Genomic DNA, 18,092 nt, shown 5'->3' with positions numbered 1-18,092 from the left:
ATTAATTATGAAATATTTACACCTTATTTTCACTATAGTTATTTTCACCGGAGCTATTGCCCAAAATGAAGAGCCTTTGCTAAAAGTTGAAGGCTTCAGTCATCCGGAATCGGTTGTATTTGATGAACAAAACAACGTACTGTACGTTTCCAATATGGCGGATGATAAAGATGGTGACGGATTCATTTCCAAAATTACTCCGGAAGGTGAAATTCTGGATCTAAAATGGATCACCGGACTAAATGATCCTAAAGGTCTCCTGGTGCATGAAGATAAATTATATGTTACTGATGTGACCGAACTGGTAGAAATGGATCTTCAGAAAGGAGAAATTAATCGAAAAATCCCTGTTGATGGAGCCATGTCTTTAAATGATATTACGGTCGATGCCGGCGGAAGTATTTTCTTTTCAGATCTTGAACAAAGCAGCATCTATTTTATTCCCGGTGAAATGGCAGCTAACTCCATGAGGGTTGATACGCCAAAAGGAGAAATAGCAGAATTTTTAAAAAGCTCTAAACTTAATTCTCCTAACGGACTCCTTGCTCATAAAGATGATCTGTATGCGGCTTCCTGGGGAGAAAATCAGGATGGGAATTTATTAAAGATCGATATGGATACTAAGGAAATCTTTATGGTTACTGAAGAAGGCATAGGAAACCTTGACGGAATTCAACCTTCGGGCAAAGACTTCTTTTACGTTTCCGACTGGGCGACCGGAAAGATCTACAGCATAGATCCAAATGGTAATAAAACCCTGGTTCTTACTGCTGAAAAAAGTTCGGGAGACATCCTATTTCTGAAGGAAAAGAATCAGTTGATCCTACCCATGAATTTTCAGAATTCTGTTTGGTGGTACCAGCTGGATTAATGGGAATACTAAGAAGCTTTTATTTCATTCATTAAATAAAATGCCTGATTCACATATTCGCTTTCCAGGAATAAACTAAAGTAGTTCGTGGTAGAAATAATTTCATACACCGGAATCCCTTCATAGGCCAGCAGCTTAAAAATGTAGAAATACAATCCAATTGTTTTAGTATTTCCTTCGGGAAGAGCAATGGTAATAGAGGCCAGATCATTTTTCTCATTCACTTTAATTTCATTCCTGAAATTTTCTTCCACAGTTTCCTTTAGAGAAGTGGACACCAAAAAATTGCTTTCTTGGTAATTACTGGAGTAATTGAGGTAAATCCCCACCTGATCTTTAACTGAATCCAAAAGTTTTGCCTTATTGGCAATAATGGTTTTTGAATTTAAATAGGTATATTCTGTAATCCCCGAACGTACCACAATATCCCCAAGTTTCCGGAAATTATTGCTCGTGAATTTGCTTCTCTTTGGGCTATAGCGGCGAAGCGCCATGATGATAGACCCTTGTTTAACAGGTTTTCTCATTTCCTTTTCCACCTGTGGCTGTAAATCGGCCGCCAGGGAACTGAAGTTAATGATGTTTCGGGCAAGGGCATCATCCAAAAAGGGCTGGTGCCGAATAATATCATGGACGCAGGTACTGATCGTTTTCATCTTGTTAAATAATAAACAATTTGTGCAAAGGTATATAAAATAGATTTATTTTTTTACAAGCCATGGAGCAATCCTTAATTATGCAACTTCAAAAAAAAGTAAAAAGATGAAAGTTCTAAAATTTGGTGGTACTTCAGTTGGATCTGCCGAAAGTATCAGGAATGTAAAAGAAATAATTACAAATCAGCCGGGGAGTAAGATTGTGGTACTTTCTGCCATGTCGGGTGTTACTAATGAGCTGGTGAACCTGGTAGAGTATTTTAAATTAGGCAGCAAGAGTACCATGAATGAAATTATGGAACGGCTTCATCAAAAGCATAAAAATGTAATTGGAGAATTGTTTCCAGATTCCGAAGCAAAGAATGATACGCTGGCTCAAATAGAACAAATGTTCGGCCAATTGCAGGAGGTGGTTTCTGCAAAATATAACGCAGAACTGGAGCCCGTGATCCTTACCTTTGGAGAAAGTTTTCTTACCTACATCTTTTCAAAGTACCTGGAATCCGGGGGAGTGAATAACACGCTGCTGGATGCAAAGGATTTCATGCATGTTCAGAGTCTGGAGAATCCAAATATTGATATCGTTAGCGCCCGACTTGAAGAGACTTTAAGAAGGGAAATCCGTTCAGAAATTTATATCACCCAGGGCTTTGTACGCATAGACCGCTTCCGGAATATCAATACTTTAAAGCGTGGTGGAAGCGATTATTCCGCTACGATTATTGCAGCTTCCTGTGGCGCAAAAGAGGTTCAGATCTGGACCGATATTGACGGATTCCACAACAATGATCCTCGTTATGTGGAGAACACTACAGCTTTATCTCATTTAACTTTTGAAGAAGCTGCCGAGCTTGCTTATTTTGGAGCAAAGATCCTGCATCCACAAACAGTGCAGCCGGTAAAGGACAGGAATATTCCGATTTACCTGAAGAATACATTTACTCCGAAAGCTGCCGGCACCAAAATTTCCTCGGAAGTAAGAAGTACCGGATTAAAAGCTATTTCTGCCAAAGACGGAATTACCGCTATCAAGATCAAATCCAACCGAATGCTTATGGCCCACGGTTTCCTTCGTAAAATCTTTGACGTGTTCGATAAGCACCAAACCGCTATCGATATGATCACCACATCTGAAATTGCCATATCCCTGACGATTGATGACATACGGAATCTTGATCTAATATTAAATGAACTTGAAGGCTACGGAGAAATCACGGTAGAGAAGGAGCATAGTATTATTTGTATCGTTGGAGAATCGGTCATAGAAGATAAAGGGATCTACAGAATTTTCGAACTGCTGAACGATATTCCGGTAAGGATGATCTCCTACGGCGGAAGTAAAAACAACATCTCATTACTCGTAGACACCCGAAATAAAATTGAGATCCTGAAAAGCCTGAATGAAAAACTGTTTTCAAACAGGGTACAAACTGTAGTTTAAATTTTCTCTTTATATTGTTCTCTTGAACCGCCGGATGTGAAAAAGAATCCTACGGTTTTTTAATTTGGAGTGCTTTTTCAATCCCACTTTTAATCAATAGAATTATTAGTGCATTCGTGGCAAAACCACAACATCAATGTAAGATAAAACCTCTGCGTTCTTTGGGGGAAAATCTTTGCGTCATTGCGTGAACCAGTGTCTGAGGGAGAAATAACTATATTACAAAAAAAATTTCTCTGTCGCTGAAAAAACTCCTTCGAAATGACAAAAGAAATTATTTGTGTATTCGTGGCTAAAAAGAACTATTCTTTGCCTTTGTTCTTTAGCTCAATATACTTTGACATGAAGTACGTGCTTTTGTGCTGGTGATGCTGCAGCATAGCTCCTATAAAATTACTTTTACGGTGCTCAACAATTTTTCCAGATAATTCAAAAATCCTGTTGTAAAAGACTTTTTCAAATATTGATTTTGAGAATCGGGTGTTGATGATATTGAATCCGTTGGATTGGGCTTTTTTCCAGGCGTCTTCGTTCTCGTAAAGGTTTACCGCCGCATCTGCAAATGCTGCAGGATCATTTTCTATTGCTCCCGGCCACTCGATTTTTCCTGAAATTCCTTCTGCGCCTATGGTGGTGGTTACGCCAGGGGTTCCACATTGCATTGCCTGCAGAAATTTTCCTTTAAGTCCGGCGCCAAACTGAATAGGAGCGAGACAAACCCGTGCAGATTGCATTAGCTTTTCAGCATTTTCGGCTCTTCCTTTCACCAGGAATCCTGTGTGGGGATTATGCAGGTTAAATACCTTTTCTGAAGCATACGCACCATAAACATGTACTTCTGCATTGGGAAGTTTTTTCCGGATGAGGGGCCAGACTTGTTCTTTCAGGGTGAGCACGGCATTCCAGTTTGGTTCATGATAAAAATTTCCAATACTTATAAAATGTTGTCGCTCCTGAAATCGTGGTAATCCACGAGATTCTTCTCCAGAAATTTCTTCTAAAAGGAAGGGCAGATATAGCAGAAGCTGAGGGTCAACTTTAAACTGATTCTTCAGAAGTTCCATTTCAGCTTCAGAAATAATCAAGCTCAGGTCACACCGGTAAATACTGGCAATTTCTCGTTTTGTAGCTTCAGAAGTGAATAAAAGATCTTGTTCAGCAATGCCTTTTTTGAAACTTATCTCCCTCACTTTCCGTAAAAAATGCAGATCTTCTGTATCCAGGATCTTTAGGGCCTCGGGACATACTTCTGATACCCGCCACCCGAATTGCTCTTCCATCATAAACCTGTCAAAAAGGACAATTTCCGGCTGAATTTCTCTCAGTAAATCATCAAATGAAGCATCGTTCACCTTAATTTTAGCGGTTGTGATTCCCAGGTCTTCAAGCTTTTCAGCATAAAGGGAGCGGGTAGCTCCGGTGGCAAAAGTGATCTGGTAACCTCCTTTCATGAAAAAATGTAAAAGTTGCATCATCCTGCTTCCGGCAGCAGAAGAATTTGGCTCCGGCCATACATAACCTATGACTAATAAGTGTTTCATGATGAAGATATTCCTGGGAAGAAAAAGTTCAGATAATTTTGGGACGAATTTCGATAAAAAATACCAGAATGGCTGAAAAGATCCATTTAATTGCCATTTTCGAAATTTTCAGTAACTTGATTTGTTCCAATTGAACTGAAATTATGAGCAGAGGATTTGTAAAAGAAGATGACCAGGAAGAAGCACCGTTTATTCCTCCACGTGCCTCATTACCGGCTGGAGTGATCAATTATGTTACCCCCGAAGGTTTACAGCAGTTGCTGGAGGAACGAAATAAGCTCGAACTGGAAAGGACAAATCTTGTGGCAGAAAATGATACAGAGCGCCGCAGAGCAATGGCAGTGATTGACGGAAAAATGAATTTGCTACAGGAACGCATAAATTCTGCACGTGTTCTTCACCCTTCTGAGCAACCGGATGATGAAGTTCGCTTTGGGGCAGAAGTAAGGCTAAAAGATCTTCAGAAAAACATACTCCAAAAATTCAAAATTGTAGGAATTGACGAAGCCGATGTGAGGAAGCAAAAAATAGCTTTTGTGGCACCTATTGCCAGGGCTGTAACCGGGAAGAAAATTGGGGAGGTCGCAGAATTTAAACTGGGAAATGAAGTAAGGGAACTGGAGGTTCTTGGAATTAACTATGAATAATTAGATCATGCACATATATATTGTAATGGGAGTTTCGGGGGTGGGAAAAACCACCATTGGCCGGCTTCTTTCAGAAAAATTTACGCTGCCCTTCTTTGATGCAGATGATTTCCATCCGTTAAGGAACGTGGAGAAAATGAAAAACGGCATTCCGTTGCAGGATGAAGACCGAAAGATCTGGCTACAAACCTTATCTGAAAAAATAAGATCCTGGAACGAGTCTACAGGAGCTGTTCTGGCATGTTCGGCCTTAAAGGAAAAATACCGTAAGCAGCTGCAGTCAGTTCCCGATAAGGACATTTCCTGGATCTTTTTACATTCAGCACAAGAGGTGATCCTTAACCGACTTTCTTCAAGAAAAGGACATTATTTTAAGCCCGAACTATTAGAATCACAATTTTTAACCCTTGAAATTCCGCAGTATGGAATTCATATAGACGTCAATAAATCCGTTGAAAAAATTATGGAGGAAATTATGGAGAAAATCAGCAATGAGAAGGAGAAATCCCAGATCGGACTTCTAGGTCTCGGCGTGATGGGAAGAAGCCTTGCCATTAATCTGGCCACCCGGGGAGTAAAAGTCGCAGTGTATAACCGGCATGTGGAAAATATTGAAGTAGATATTGCAAAATCTTTTGCCAGTGAAAATAAATCGATCTATGATTTCCCATGGTTTGATGAACTGGAGGCTTTTGTAAATTCCTTAGAGCGACCTCGTAACATCCTGCTCATGGTTAATGCCGGTAAAGCTGTAGACCTGGTAATTGAAAGCCTGTTGCCGTTGCTGGACAAAGATGACCTTATTATCGATGGCGGGAATTCACATTATAAAGATACCGTACGAAGAGAAAATTACCTGGAAGAAAACGGATTCCTTTTTATGGGAACCGGAGTTTCGGGTGGGGAAGAAGGAGCCCGCAAAGGACCTTCTATAATGCCGGGTGGCCCTGCAAAGGCTTATAATCGTGTTGGCGATTACCTTGAAAAAATTGCAGCACGGGATAAGGCCGGGAATTCTTGTTGCACCTATATTGGTCCCGATGGTGCCGGCCATTTTGTAAAGATGGTCCACAACGGAATCGAGTATGGGGAAATGCAGCTTATTGCTGAAATATATAATTATCTAAGATTCCATACCGGCTCAACTCCTGAAGAAATTGCTGCTCTTTTTGAAGAATGGAACGCAGAAATCCAAAGTTACCTCCTGGAAATCTCGGTTGATATTTTGAGGAAAAAAGAAAAGAACGAATTTTTGATCGATAAGGTCCTGGATGCCGCGAAACAGAAAGGGACCGGTGGCTGGTCAACAAATGCTGCCCTGGAACTGGGAGTGCCTTTTGACACCATTACTGCGGCTGTTATGGCTAGAAATATTTCAGGAAAAAAAGAAGAACGAAAGGCTGCCGAAGAAGAATATCAACCAACTCCTTCCAAAGAAGGAAATCTTCAGGAAATTTCTGAAAGCTTATTTAAAGCTTATAAAGCGGCAAGTATCATCAACCATTCCATAGGATTTGATCTTATGGGAGAAGCTTCCAAAGAATACAAATGGAGCCTCAATTTATCTGAAATTGCCAGGATCTGGACCAATGGCTGCATCATTCGGTCGGCTTTCATGGAAGAATTAATAGACATCCTGAAGGAAAGTCCACTGGAAAATATCCTCATGCATCCAGATATTCAAATTCGGATCAAAGATTCAAAACCGGAACTTGCCGGTGCAGTTGGAGACGCGCTTAAACACGGATTTCCGGTGCCGGTGTTGTCTGCAGCAGCCAATTACCTGATGAGTTTTATTTCGGGGCAATCTTCGGCAAATATGATCCAGGCACAGCGGGATTATTTTGGAGCACATACGTATGAAAGAGTAGATAAGGAAAGGGGAGAATATTTTCACACTGAATGGAAACCCGGTAAAGAATGAATCTACAACTACTATTTGCTGTTTTCGCAGGAATCGCCCTCCTGCTTTTTTTGATCCTTAGACTTAAAATTCAGGCTTTCCTGGCGTTGCTCATCGTTTGTATAGCAGTCGGAATTTTAGCAGGAATGCCTGCGACAGATATCCTGGAAACGATGAAGGATGGAATGGGTGGTACACTCGGGTTTGTTGCCACAGTAGTCGGTCTCGGAGCTTTATTCGGTGGAATCCTGGAACAATCGGGCGGAGCACAGCGTCTGGCTTCCTTTATGCTGAAGAAAACAGGAGAAAAAAATGCATCCTGGGCCATGATGGTTACGGGTTTTGCAGTAGCAATTCCGGTGTTTTTTGATGTAGCATTTATCATCCTCGTCCCCGTCACCTATGCGCTCAGCAGGAAAACCGGAAAATCTTTATTACTTTATGCCATCCCTTTACTGGCCGGACTTGCCATCACGCATGCCTTTATTCCGCCGACTCCGGGTCCCATTGCAGTAGCCGATATTTTGGGAGCTGATTTGGGGTGGGTGATCATCTTCGGATTTTTAGCCGGGCTTCCCGCAGCGATCATCAGTGGACCCGTTTTTGCGAAATTCATAGCTAAAAAAATACATATTGAGCCGCTGGCGTTTGATGATGAAGACGAACCCGATGAGAGAATGTCTCCTTCGCCGGGATTGATCATTTCCATTATCCTTATTCCAATTGTTCTAATAGTAATAAATACGGTACTGGGAAGTCCGTTTTTTGCTGAGTATGCTATTCCTTCTGAATTAATTTATATTGTCGAATTGCTCGGACACCCTTTTACGGCGCTTATCATTGCCAATCTTATCGCCTGGTATTTCCTTGGGGTAAGACGCGGAATGTCCAAAGATTATTTACTGAAGGTTGCCACAAAATCATTTCAGGCCGCCGGAATTATCATATTATTGACCGGAGCGGGTGGAGCTTTTAAACAGATCCTGATCAATACCGGGGCAGGAGAGATGATTGCTGAAAGCCTGAACGACAGTTTTTTTAATCCGTTGTTATTCGGGTTTATTGTTGCTGCCCTGGTGCGGGTATTGCAAGGTTCTTCAACTGTGGCAATGATCACCGCCGCCGGAATTACTGCGCCCGTTCTTACCGGAAGTGATTTTTCCATGGCACAAACGTCCCTGATTGTAATTGCCATCGCTTCGGGAGCCTCCATCATGTCGCACGTCAATGACAGCGGATTCTGGCTTGTTGGACAATTCCTTAACCTTACCGAAAAACAAACTTTTAAAACCTGGACAGTAATGACGACTTTAATAGCTCTAGTAGGGTTGGGAGTTTCTTTGTTGCTGTGGGTAGTTGTATAGAATTCATTTCAGTGAGGAATTTTCAATTTCCAAAGAAATTATGGTGAATCATTTAGCCACGAATCCACAAATTTTTATAGGAAGAGATTTCTTAGTAGCCCAAAAAGCTTCTTCAAAATGACACCAGAAAATATTCGGCATTCGTAGCAAATAAAACATTAATGGAATAAAACCTCTGCGTTCTCTACGGAAGTCTTTGCGGCTTTGCGTGAACCAGCGTCTGAACAAGAAATAGTTATTTCTAAAAAGATTTCTCAGTCGCCGGAAAAGGCTCCTTCTAAACGACAGTTTGGAACTATTGGGTAATTGACCGCAAAAGGAAATTATTCAGAAGAAGGAGTTTCTTCTGGAGAAAGAACAAACTCCAGGTCATCAACAATATCACCGTATTCAGAAACTTCAATTTCAAAAGCTTTTTCAGAAGGTCTTGCAGTATAACCTAATTTTTCAAGCTGGGAAGCATCTATTTCTGCTGTGTACTTTCCGGGGGAAAGCCCCAGGAAAGTGAAATATCCGTCGCCTTCACTCAATACCCGAGCAGCCTGATCTCCGGATTCATCAAAAATATTAATTATGATTCGCCCCTGGCCCCTTAAGCTGTTTCCGCTCTTGAGGTACACCATTCCGGCAACTTCTCCCATTACTTCCACCGGAACATGAATTTCCTTGAACTGATTGGGAACGGTAAGGACCTTTATCCTTGGATTCGGAATCCTCCATGCGATGTTGTCCAGGCTGGTAGGATCTATCTCGAGCATAATATCCACATAGGGTTGTAGTTCAGTAATTCGTAATACAGTGAGATCTTCATTGTAGGTGAGTCGGCCGGTATTTTTTAGTTCCAGGCCTGGCACTCCGGGCTCCATAGGATCTTTGATTCCGTTGTTATTGTAATCGAGGAAAGGAATAATGGTCAATGCCGCTTTGGAAACGGCAGTTCGGTTACTGGTCATTACATGACCGGTGTTGTCATCAAGCAGTAAACTTCCCCTTGCAGATTGCACGTAAGAAGAATTACGATTTCCAATTCTCGAGGTGAGTGCAGTCTGGGCAAAATCAAATGTATATCTTAATCCGACTTCAAAAATGTGGGAATCGCGGATCAGGTTGTTTTCATAAGCGAGATTTAGAAAACCTCCCTGGAAAACCGGACGTTCTACTTCCAGAATTAGGTTGTTCATCCTGTCCCGACTAAAATCATATTGTAGTTGTGGTGAAAATAGAAACCTGTAGGGTAACCTGTAAGTCTGTGATATGGAACTGTAGATCGTGGGTGTTTTAGTCCGATCATTATAGATTCCGTACGTGGTTAAATTGGTGCTGATGCCCATCACCGCTCCCGAAAGTAGCAGTTGTGCCGTGGTAAATTCAGTGGTTGGCATGATGATCTGATTGATACTAAACCTGCTGAACATCGAAAAGCTTCTGGTACGAATAGGAGCAGATAAACTGATCTTTCGCTCTTCCAGGTAATTATAGTTTATGGCAGTTTGATCTTCATGGTACTTTACGTAATTCAGGTCTACCTGAAAATTTCGTGGGGACCGGTAACTTAGAATACCTTCTCCTTTGACACCATACATATATTCCCCTGCAAACAATACGCCCGAAGTAATCCGAACGGAAGAATTTACGAATGGCATAAATTCGCCGCTCACTACATCTGATAAATATTCGACCCCACCACCAATGGTCATACTGTTGTTGAGCCCATAATTAAGGTTAAACCTCGAAAACCTTCTGTTATCTTCATCTTCAACAATTCCCGCGCTTAGCGTATATTCCACTTCATTCTTCGGGACAAAATTATAGGGGATGTTGATCATCCTTTCTTCAACTCTTTCTTCTCCCCAGGGGCCGTAATGTCTAAGGCTTACTGCCGTATTACCATACATTAAAGGGACTTCGAAAGAATAAAATCCGGAGGCATCGGCTTCAGTAAAATCCACCAGAATGTTGTTTACATAAAGTTCGACGGTCCAGCGAGGTTCTGTATAATCGTTCAGGGAATAAGTTCCGAAAGACCTGCGGTTATGCATTGGGCTGTTACTTACCTGCACCCCGCTCACCGGAGCAAAAAGAGAAGAGGTGGCCCGGGTAAAAATCCGGCCTGCCGTTACCTGCTTAAAAAGCTTACTATCATTGTCCACATATCGCCATTGATAAAACTGGTTCCGTGAATCAAAAGGGATGCGGGTAGAATAATTCAGCAGCAAATTTGTTTCACCCCCTAAAAAGATAGTTCCAAGACCAAGGGTGAGCCTGTTATCATTTTCTATTTCCGATTGTTGTGTGGTGATCACCCCCCAGTCCAGCATTCCTGTTTTGAAAAAAGGATGTTCCCGGGCTATCGCAGTATCCGGCTGCACAATTCCTTTTACCCTATCCAGGTTTTCCCGCATTTTCTCCAATCTCATTTCTTTAATTATGGGTAATTCGAGATCTGTATTCAATTTTACGGAAAGGCTTCGGAAAGAGAAATTGGTATGGAGCCCGAAAATCTCACCAAAGTAATTGGACTTTAAGTATAGAGTAGTGGGAGATTCTATAAAATCTGATTCCTTTAGCTGATGCGTTTGATTCTTATAGGTAATTTCAGCCGCTGCCGGATTGATTAGGTAAGTGGAATCGGGATGTATGATAAATCCGGAGATTCCACTTTCTGTTTTTTCATTTTTGATCTTCAGAAACGCAAATAATTCCCTTACAGGAATAAATGCGTCTTCCCCTTTAATGGCAATTGGAATCTCAATAATCCCAATGTCCGGAACATTCATTTCGACCGCTAGTTCATCATACTGAGGAAACTCCTCCTGAGCATAACCACTAAAACTCCAGATAAAAAGCAGAAGCCCTATCAAAGATTTTTTAGCAGAAACAGAATAAAAAGCGGGGGAACTTTTTTGCATTAATGGAATTCTTCTACTTATTGTTGAATAAAATCTAGATGAATAGTTCCAATATATTTTCCTGGAGGATTGGCAGAGGAATTGCCTACCTGAAGAGAACCACCAATATAAATAGGCGTTGTAGAAGGAGGATTTGCTGTAGTAATAAAAGTCTGTCCCTGGCTATAACTGTCAATTCTTAAGATCATTGAACCCCCTCCATTGGCATTTTTCAGGACAAACGTGGGCGCATGTGAAATAGTGATAATAGTTCCAGGGTTTGCTGTAACATCATAAAGAGCAGGGGATACAGTTTCACCATAATTTAATAAGATTATGTCACCATTGGAGGTTCTGGTACCATTATCATCAACAGATACGATACCACCGGCATTTCCTGCAGTGTAGGCTCCAAAATTTAAAAATTGAGATGTATTAACTTCCACCTTTACCGGAATAGGTGGATTTTCCTGCGCGAACCCAGCGAAAGTTCCTGCCATGAAAAGCAGCAAAAATGCTATTTTCGATGAACTGCTGATGATGTTTATTAATTTGGATACTATCATTTTTTCACTAGAACTTTTTTGGTGAATGTTTCTTTTCCTGAAAGATAGCTTATGAAATAAACCCCCGTACTTCTAATTCCATGAACCTCTACAACTTCTTTTTCAGCTACTTCCAGGACACTGATTATTTGTCCTGTGACGGTGCTTATCTGCAGCGGACCTCTTTCTCCTTCTTCAAGGTTCATTCTCACGAGTACCTGTCCGTTACGGGTTTCTGCACTAAAAGGTTCATTGTAAATCACTGCAGGATCTGAAATCCTGGTGTTGGAAAACACGAGATAAAATCTGGAGTTAGTTTCCCCTTTTTGTACATGGAATCGGTACACGGGGTCATTGTTCAGATCCTGAACAATTCTCTTTTCCTCATCTACAAGATATAAATATGCTCCTGTAGAAAGATTTTCCGTATCTTTTAAAGAAATGGCTATTGCACCTGCTCTATCCGTTTTAATTCCCAAAGGTATTCTTTCAGGTTCCCTACCTATGGAATTGGATATAGCACTAATTGCCAGTTTCTCTCTTTTAGGAGTAAAGCTGTAAAAATTAGGAACATTTATGGCAGTATTCATCAATTTGTGAGCGTCCAGTTTTTTTTCAAATCCGGTGGTAGCATAGGAATTGAAATAGATCACAGTAGGATCGGCCGATTGTTCACCTTCGAATCCGGCAGTGATTCTAATTAAAGCCGGAGTCTGTTTTGCAGATTGTTTTAAAAATGGCTGGGTAAAATTATTAACCCTTACTGAATTGGTCATGCCTAATGTTCCTACAGTAGGAGAGACGTCTGCTGCAACATCACTTACATGAACAAAGAATCCCTGCATGGATGGGATAATATTGGAAGATTTTCCATCTTCACTTTGAATGCCGTTAACATAAGAGCTATAGGTTCCCGTGTAGCGATCGGTGGTGCCGGCTGTAAAAAAGTAAATAGCATCGTCTATATTAGTTTTTGTCCAACCATTGGTTGCTTCCCAATCAATGGGGGAAGGGTAAGGGTTTCCAACGAGATTAAAGCCTTGAGTGTATGTCCTGCTGTGATTGTAGAGGGTTCTGGAAAAGATGCCGTTGTTCACAATACCTGAAATCTCGACCGTCTGCGCCTGAATACTATCTCCAAAATTCATTGCGTAACCTTCTATCGTGTTGATGGGAGAATTAATGGAAGTATATTCTTCCCAGCCGGTAGCATCATTTCCATTTGAATCTTCCCTATTTTCGTTATAGCTGTAAAAATTAGGAAAAGACTCTTTCAGGTTGATATATGGAGTAAAATCTCCAACTGTGGAATTCTGAAAAGGAGAACTAAAATATTTATATCCAAAGCTGTTATCCAAATATCGCTGCATTTTTACTGTTCCGGTTATCTCTCCGGAACCGGATCCGTCAATGAGGGCAGTTTGAACTTCGTCGGAAATGAGTGTTAGATTGTTACCTGTATCAAAATGTCCTGATTGAGCTTTTAGAATTCCTGTAATTTCTAGCGCTCCCTGAGAAACTACTCCTGAAGAATTGTTCAGGGTGAGATTTTTGATCCTGTTATCTGCGAAAGTCTCAGCAGGAACGGTTTGAGCAGAGTTTCCAGCCAGCCAGATATGTCCGTTTTTGGCATCGAATACTCCTGAATTTGATATTTTTCCGGCGATATAAATCGAATAATTATCAACCAATACAGATGCGCCATTTTCAATGCTGATATCTTTAGACAAAGCCGCAGCACCCGAATTGATTTCAGGATAATTAGAAAGTCTGGCAGGTATTAATACAGTATTTTGGAGTGTTGGAATTTGGTTGCAACTCCAGTTAGCTGGGTTATTCCAGTCAGTATCTTCAGTACCCGTCCATTCCCATTCATTGTTTACAGCAATAGTAAAAGAAATTTCAGGATTTGTGTTAATACAGTCTGTTCCCAGATCAGAAATACTATTAACAACAAAGTTTGTGGACTGGGTAATCGGAATATTTTCCGTGAAATTGCGATCATAGATTGTAAAATCCAGTGGATTTGAAGTGCCCATATTTACAGAGACCTTCCACGGTCCTGTACCGGTAAAGTAACCCGTTATACTTGCAGGTTGACCACTGCACACAACTTCTGGAAATTCCACTGTAGCTGTGGGTAAAGGATTTATCCGAATCGGTTCCGAAATATTTTCAGTACAACTCCCGGTGGAAGTTACAATCCTTCTAAACCAGGTAGTTTCTAAAAGTGTCTCCGGTTGGTAATCTTTTTGAGTGTTGGTGCCTGGGGCGGGAGTAAAGCCGCTGTTAGGACCTGTAGTATTAGTCTCCCATAAATAAGTAAAACTTTCATTTCCACCTGTGGGTTGAGAACCGATGATCTCTAAAGCAGAACTACCTATACAAACGTTCCCTGTTTCTCCTGAATAATTAATAATATTGTTTGTGATTTCATCATAAAATGTAATTTTCACTGCATTCGAAACACTTTCTGCACAAACACCGGAAGTCACTTTCCTTTTAAACCAGGTAGTCTCTGAAAGAGGTATTGGATTAAAATCTTTGTTATTTGTGTTCCCAATAGAAATAAATCCTTCATTGGGCCCGCTTGTACTACTTAACCACTCGTAAGTAAAAGTGCCATCACCACCTTGTGGTGTACTTCCTGTAAGGGGTTGCATACTTTTATTACCACACAGCTCCTGATTTCCCTCAATCGTATTTGAATTGATCGGCTGATCGACTTCAATAGTAAGCGATGCATTTGGAGAGTTATTTATACATCCTGTAATTTGATCGGTAATGCTGGTAACTCTAAAAATACTTGTGACATTTACCGCATATGGCATTTCTAAATTGTTATCGTTTACAGGTATACTTCCCATTGAGGTTCCGTTCACTTCAATAGTGACCATATAGGAACCGCTCCCTGTAAATATTGCTGAAAACTCAACATTTCCTCCTTCACATAATTCCATGGGATTAGCGGTGATTTGTACCTGAGGAATTTGTCCTATTATTAAATTTGCCGCATTTGAAGTGTGAGTTGTAGTGTAATTATCAACTCCATTTAACCTGTTATTAGTACTTTGTATATTAACAAGCCTGTAAATAAAGTATTCACCCGGGGTATTAAATGGCGCAGCAGTTAAATCTGGCGTAAAATCTTTTTGATTTGCACCAGGAATTTCAATTTTATCACCATTCTCTGTAGTGCTGTATACCCATTGATAGCCGGTTCCTAAGGTAGTTATTCCTGAAACCAAACCAATAGCATCCCCCACAATAGGTTGAGCAGTTTTATCCTCACAAACAGTTTGATTGGTACCGCCAGTCAGAATATTATCAGTTACTTTTCGTAAATTTTGAAATTGAGCAACATTGCCTCCACTATTTTCATAATATTCATAGGTGAGTAGGTTGTCCTGTTGATCTAGATTTAGCAGGACATTAGCATCTGTGGTTGGTGATCTTGGAATCCAGTTATCGTGGATAATTTCTCCGTTGACCTTAAATCTAATACCATCATCTGAGGTTAAATCTGCTACATAAAGTCCATTTTTAGTACTGTTGTTAAGATAGCGGACAGAAAAGGTTTCAGTATATATAGAAGTAGGATTTCCGGTAGAAGTGATACCGAAACAGACTTCATTTCCTCCAAAACCTTGTACAAAGGTTTCCGGTTCTGTATAAGTGCCCATATAAGTTTCAAAGCTCGTCCCCTCGTAGACATGGCCAATCCATGAATCTGTTCCTGCTAAATTTTCATCGCCGGTAGATGGTATTATTGGGTTTAGCGTAACTGTTGTATTTCCAGCCTTACTCGTACATCCATCAACGCTGGCTGTAACGAAATAAGTACCGGCGTGTCCAGCACTAACATTGGTAATAACAGGGTTTCTTAAGGTCGAACTATAATTATTGGGCCCTGTCCATTGGTATGTAGCCCCTGCAACTTCTGTAGCATACAGATTCAAAGTTGCGCCGGTACACAAGGGTCCATTGTTACTTGCGCTGGGAACTGTTACGGCTTGTTTAACATCTATTCTTAATGTATTTGAAATGACTGAACAACTTCCAGACACTACCTTTCTTCTAAACCAGGTAGTTTTTTCAAGATTTCCAGGATTATAATCTTTGGTATTATATGTCCCTGCAGCTGCAGAAAAACCTTCTGTAGCCCCTGTAGTACTACTTTCCCACAAAAATTGATTAGTTGAGGCACCACCCTTGGGGCTGCTCCCGGGAATAATTCCTGGATTAGTACCCGAACAAATTGTAGGGGTTGTAGCTTGGTAAGTAGCCTGCACATATAATCTTTTTCCTGTGCCTACACATGGGTCTGTAAAAACCGCATTTGTTGCCGGAATGGTTGCAGTACTCTTTCCTAACAAATAAGATTCTACAATTGCCTTACTGTTTGGTGCATGACAATTTGAGGTAGAAAAAGTCCCATTATTGTCAGTTGGGGTTCCGTAACTTGCAAATTGAACACTTGTAAATATAGTTCCCGCAGGAGCATTCATCACTACATTTCCATTTTCATTAACAGTAGCTCTAAGGGAACCGGAAGTTGCTGCAGAGAGAGAAATGTGATTATTTGTAACAGGGGTGTCAACCTTGACTTCAGTAGTGGCGGGTTCACTCGTACATCCATTAGCTGTGGCAGTTACTCTATAAGTTCCAGCCATAGCTGTAGTGGCATTTGGACGGGATAAAGTAGGACCTGTGGAGGTATATCCACCCGGACCTGTCCATAAATATGTTACGTTGGAATTATCATTAACCGATAATTCTAAAGTACCTCCCAAACATACTGAAGAATTACTAACAACAGAGGGAGGTGAAGGTTTTCTATTGATTTGAAAAGATTGTGACTGGAAAGATGTTGCTTCAGGATTTGTAGAAATTACCTGTATTGTATGGCCTGTGCCTATTAGATCTGTTGGCAAGGATGCAGTAGTTGATATATTAAAAAAGTTCCTACTGGTCCCTCCGGGTTGAGTTGTGGAATTAAATGATTTTAGTTCACGGGTTGTACCATTGGGTGCTATAAGAAGTAATTTATAATCAGTTTGAGTAGTGAAGGGAATATAATTTAAATAGACAGGAAAAAAAATAAAAATAAAATCTCTTTGATATCCATTTCTCACTTCGAAATTGACTTCAATTTCAGATCCGGCACAGAATATATTCGATTCTAGACTTGGTGGGTTTATTACTGGAGGGTAAACTTGCCCTTGCACAAAATAACTCCCCAGCATAAAAATGCACAGGATAAAATAGCGGCAAAGAGTAGGGGATAGCCTCATGTAACGGGTGGGGGTTGAATGCAATTAAAGTAACACTTCCTGATCTATCTCAGGTCGTGAATTCTTTTTGCCAATGTCTGGCCATTTTCTTCAGAATAGGATATTTCGAGTTTCCCTGAGTTCAGATCCACTTCTCCTGCATTTCGAAGTTCAAATGAGAAATTTCTTTGGTTATTTGGTGTATAGACAGAAACTCCTTTGACCATTCCAATTTCTGTGGTAGTTCCTTCAGGTGAGATGTGGTCAACTTTTATATTTCCGTACACCGACATATTTCCGGAACGATTAAGAACAAGGGAAAGCTTCGGATTTTCTTCCTGTTCCTGTAATTCTATATCTGTAAGTTCAATTGCTGTAGTGGACTGGCCTTCCCGAACAATTATAGGAATACTGATCCCGAAAACCGTTTTAATATTGATGGAAATTCCTTCCCCTTCCTGTACTTCTTCTTCTCCCAGAGCGGTCTGGTCTTCTACAGCTCTAAAGTACATATGAGAACGGTACTCTCCCTGTTCGAGATTTCCGGTACGGGTAAGTTGCACCCTTACTGTTTGTGCTTCATTAGGAGCCAGAGTCACTCGGCGAGGAAAATATCTGAGGAAATCTTCAGCGAAACGCTGACCTTCTTCCGGTTCTTCTACCTGTTTGAAATTTCCGGTTTCTGTCATCTTATAATTGACGAAGGAGATAGCATAGACCGCAGTATCATTTCCGGTGTTGGCAAGATTGATCTCCTGCGATCTTTGAGAGCCGTCAAATACCAACCTTTTCGGCATGATCATTAAATCTCCCTGTGCCCGGGAAATTTCAGCAGAAAATATAAAAAGGAAAATAAAAGATAGACTGGAAATCTTAAGTAGTTGTCTTTTCATGCAGGGGCAGAATTATGTTACATCTTATTATGGGACTACAAATGTAAGTAAAACAAGATAAGAACGTTAA

Annotated in this window: 11 protein-coding genes; 5 read left to right on the top strand and 6 right to left on the bottom strand. The window is 40.7% G+C overall.

The genetic code is table 11. The features are described 5' to 3' along the window. The first annotated feature begins 7 nt into the window (after positions 1–7). Positions 8–871, top strand: a complete 864-nt coding sequence (locus IE056_RS05570; RefSeq protein ID WP_189603694.1) for an SMP-30/gluconolactonase/LRE family protein — start codon at positions 8–10, stop codon at positions 869–871. An 8-nt stretch (positions 872–879) separates the two neighbouring features. Here the strand turns inward: IE056_RS05570 and IE056_RS05565 are convergent, their stop codons facing one another. Further along, the gene (locus IE056_RS05565) at positions 880–1,527 is read right to left on the bottom strand and encodes a hypothetical protein (RefSeq protein WP_189603693.1); all 648 of its coding nucleotides are present in this window, start codon (positions 1,525–1,527) and stop codon (positions 880–882) included. Between the two features lie 106 nt (positions 1,528–1,633). Here IE056_RS05565 and IE056_RS05560 point away from each other — a divergent pair, with 106 nt between their 5' ends. Further along, positions 1,634–2,968 (top strand): aspartate kinase, encoded by a 1,335-nt coding sequence (locus IE056_RS05560; RefSeq protein ID WP_189603692.1) that lies wholly within the window; start codon positions 1,634–1,636, stop codon positions 2,966–2,968. Between the two features lie 302 nt (positions 2,969–3,270). Here IE056_RS05560 and IE056_RS05555 read toward each other — a convergent pair whose 3' ends face one another. Then, complete coding sequence (locus IE056_RS05555; protein WP_189603691.1) at positions 3,271–4,509, bottom strand: glycosyltransferase; 1,239 nt, start codon at positions 4,507–4,509, stop codon at positions 3,271–3,273. Between the two features lie 143 nt (positions 4,510–4,652). Between IE056_RS05555 and IE056_RS05550 the strand changes: the two genes are divergently transcribed. The 3 genes from IE056_RS05550 to IE056_RS05540 are packed head-to-tail and all read left to right on the top strand — an operon-like array spanning position 4,653 to position 8,423. Next, positions 4,653–5,156 (top strand): GreA/GreB family elongation factor, encoded by a 504-nt coding sequence (locus IE056_RS05550; protein ID WP_189603690.1) that lies wholly within the window; start codon positions 4,653–4,655, stop codon positions 5,154–5,156. A gap of 7 nt (positions 5,157–5,163) precedes the next feature. Beyond that, positions 5,164–7,080, top strand: coding sequence for an NADP-dependent phosphogluconate dehydrogenase (gene gnd / locus IE056_RS05545; protein ID WP_189603689.1), 1,917 nt, complete (start codon positions 5,164–5,166; stop codon positions 7,078–7,080). Further along, a complete protein-coding gene (locus IE056_RS05540) occupies positions 7,077–8,423 on the top strand; it encodes a GntP family permease (protein WP_189603688.1) in 1,347 nt (448 codons plus the stop codon). Before gnd ends, IE056_RS05540 begins: the two co-directional genes overlap by 4 nt. 323 nt (positions 8,424–8,746) lie before the next feature. On the opposite strand, the gene IE056_RS05535 is transcribed toward IE056_RS05540, so the two are convergent. The 4 genes from IE056_RS05535 to IE056_RS05520 all read right to left on the bottom strand — a co-directional run bounded on the left by IE056_RS05535 (position 8,747) and on the right by IE056_RS05520 (position 18,022). Continuing rightward, positions 8,747–11,332, bottom strand: a complete 2,586-nt coding sequence (locus IE056_RS05535; protein ID WP_189603687.1) for a carboxypeptidase-like regulatory domain-containing protein — start codon at positions 11,330–11,332, stop codon at positions 8,747–8,749. Between the two features lie 17 nt (positions 11,333–11,349). After that, positions 11,350–11,877, bottom strand: a complete 528-nt coding sequence (locus IE056_RS05530; RefSeq protein WP_189603686.1) for a DUF4402 domain-containing protein — start codon at positions 11,875–11,877, stop codon at positions 11,350–11,352. Further along, positions 11,874–16,790 (bottom strand): DUF8693 domain-containing protein, encoded by a 4,917-nt coding sequence (locus IE056_RS05525; RefSeq protein WP_189603685.1) that lies wholly within the window; start codon positions 16,788–16,790, stop codon positions 11,874–11,876. Before IE056_RS05525 ends, IE056_RS05530 begins: the two co-directional genes overlap by 4 nt. A gap of 404 nt (positions 16,791–17,194) precedes the next feature. After that, the gene (locus IE056_RS05520; protein ID WP_189603684.1) at positions 17,195–18,022 is read right to left on the bottom strand and encodes a fimbrial biogenesis chaperone; all 828 of its coding nucleotides are present in this window, start codon (positions 18,020–18,022) and stop codon (positions 17,195–17,197) included. Between the last annotated feature and the right edge of the window lie 70 nt (positions 18,023–18,092).

Source organism: Salinimicrobium marinum (genome assembly GCF_014651535.1).
GTDB classification, from domain to species: domain Bacteria; phylum Bacteroidota; class Bacteroidia; order Flavobacteriales; family Flavobacteriaceae; genus Salinimicrobium; species Salinimicrobium marinum.
Note: the sequence above shows the minus strand (reverse complement) of the source record. Positions and strands in the feature narration are given on the sequence as shown.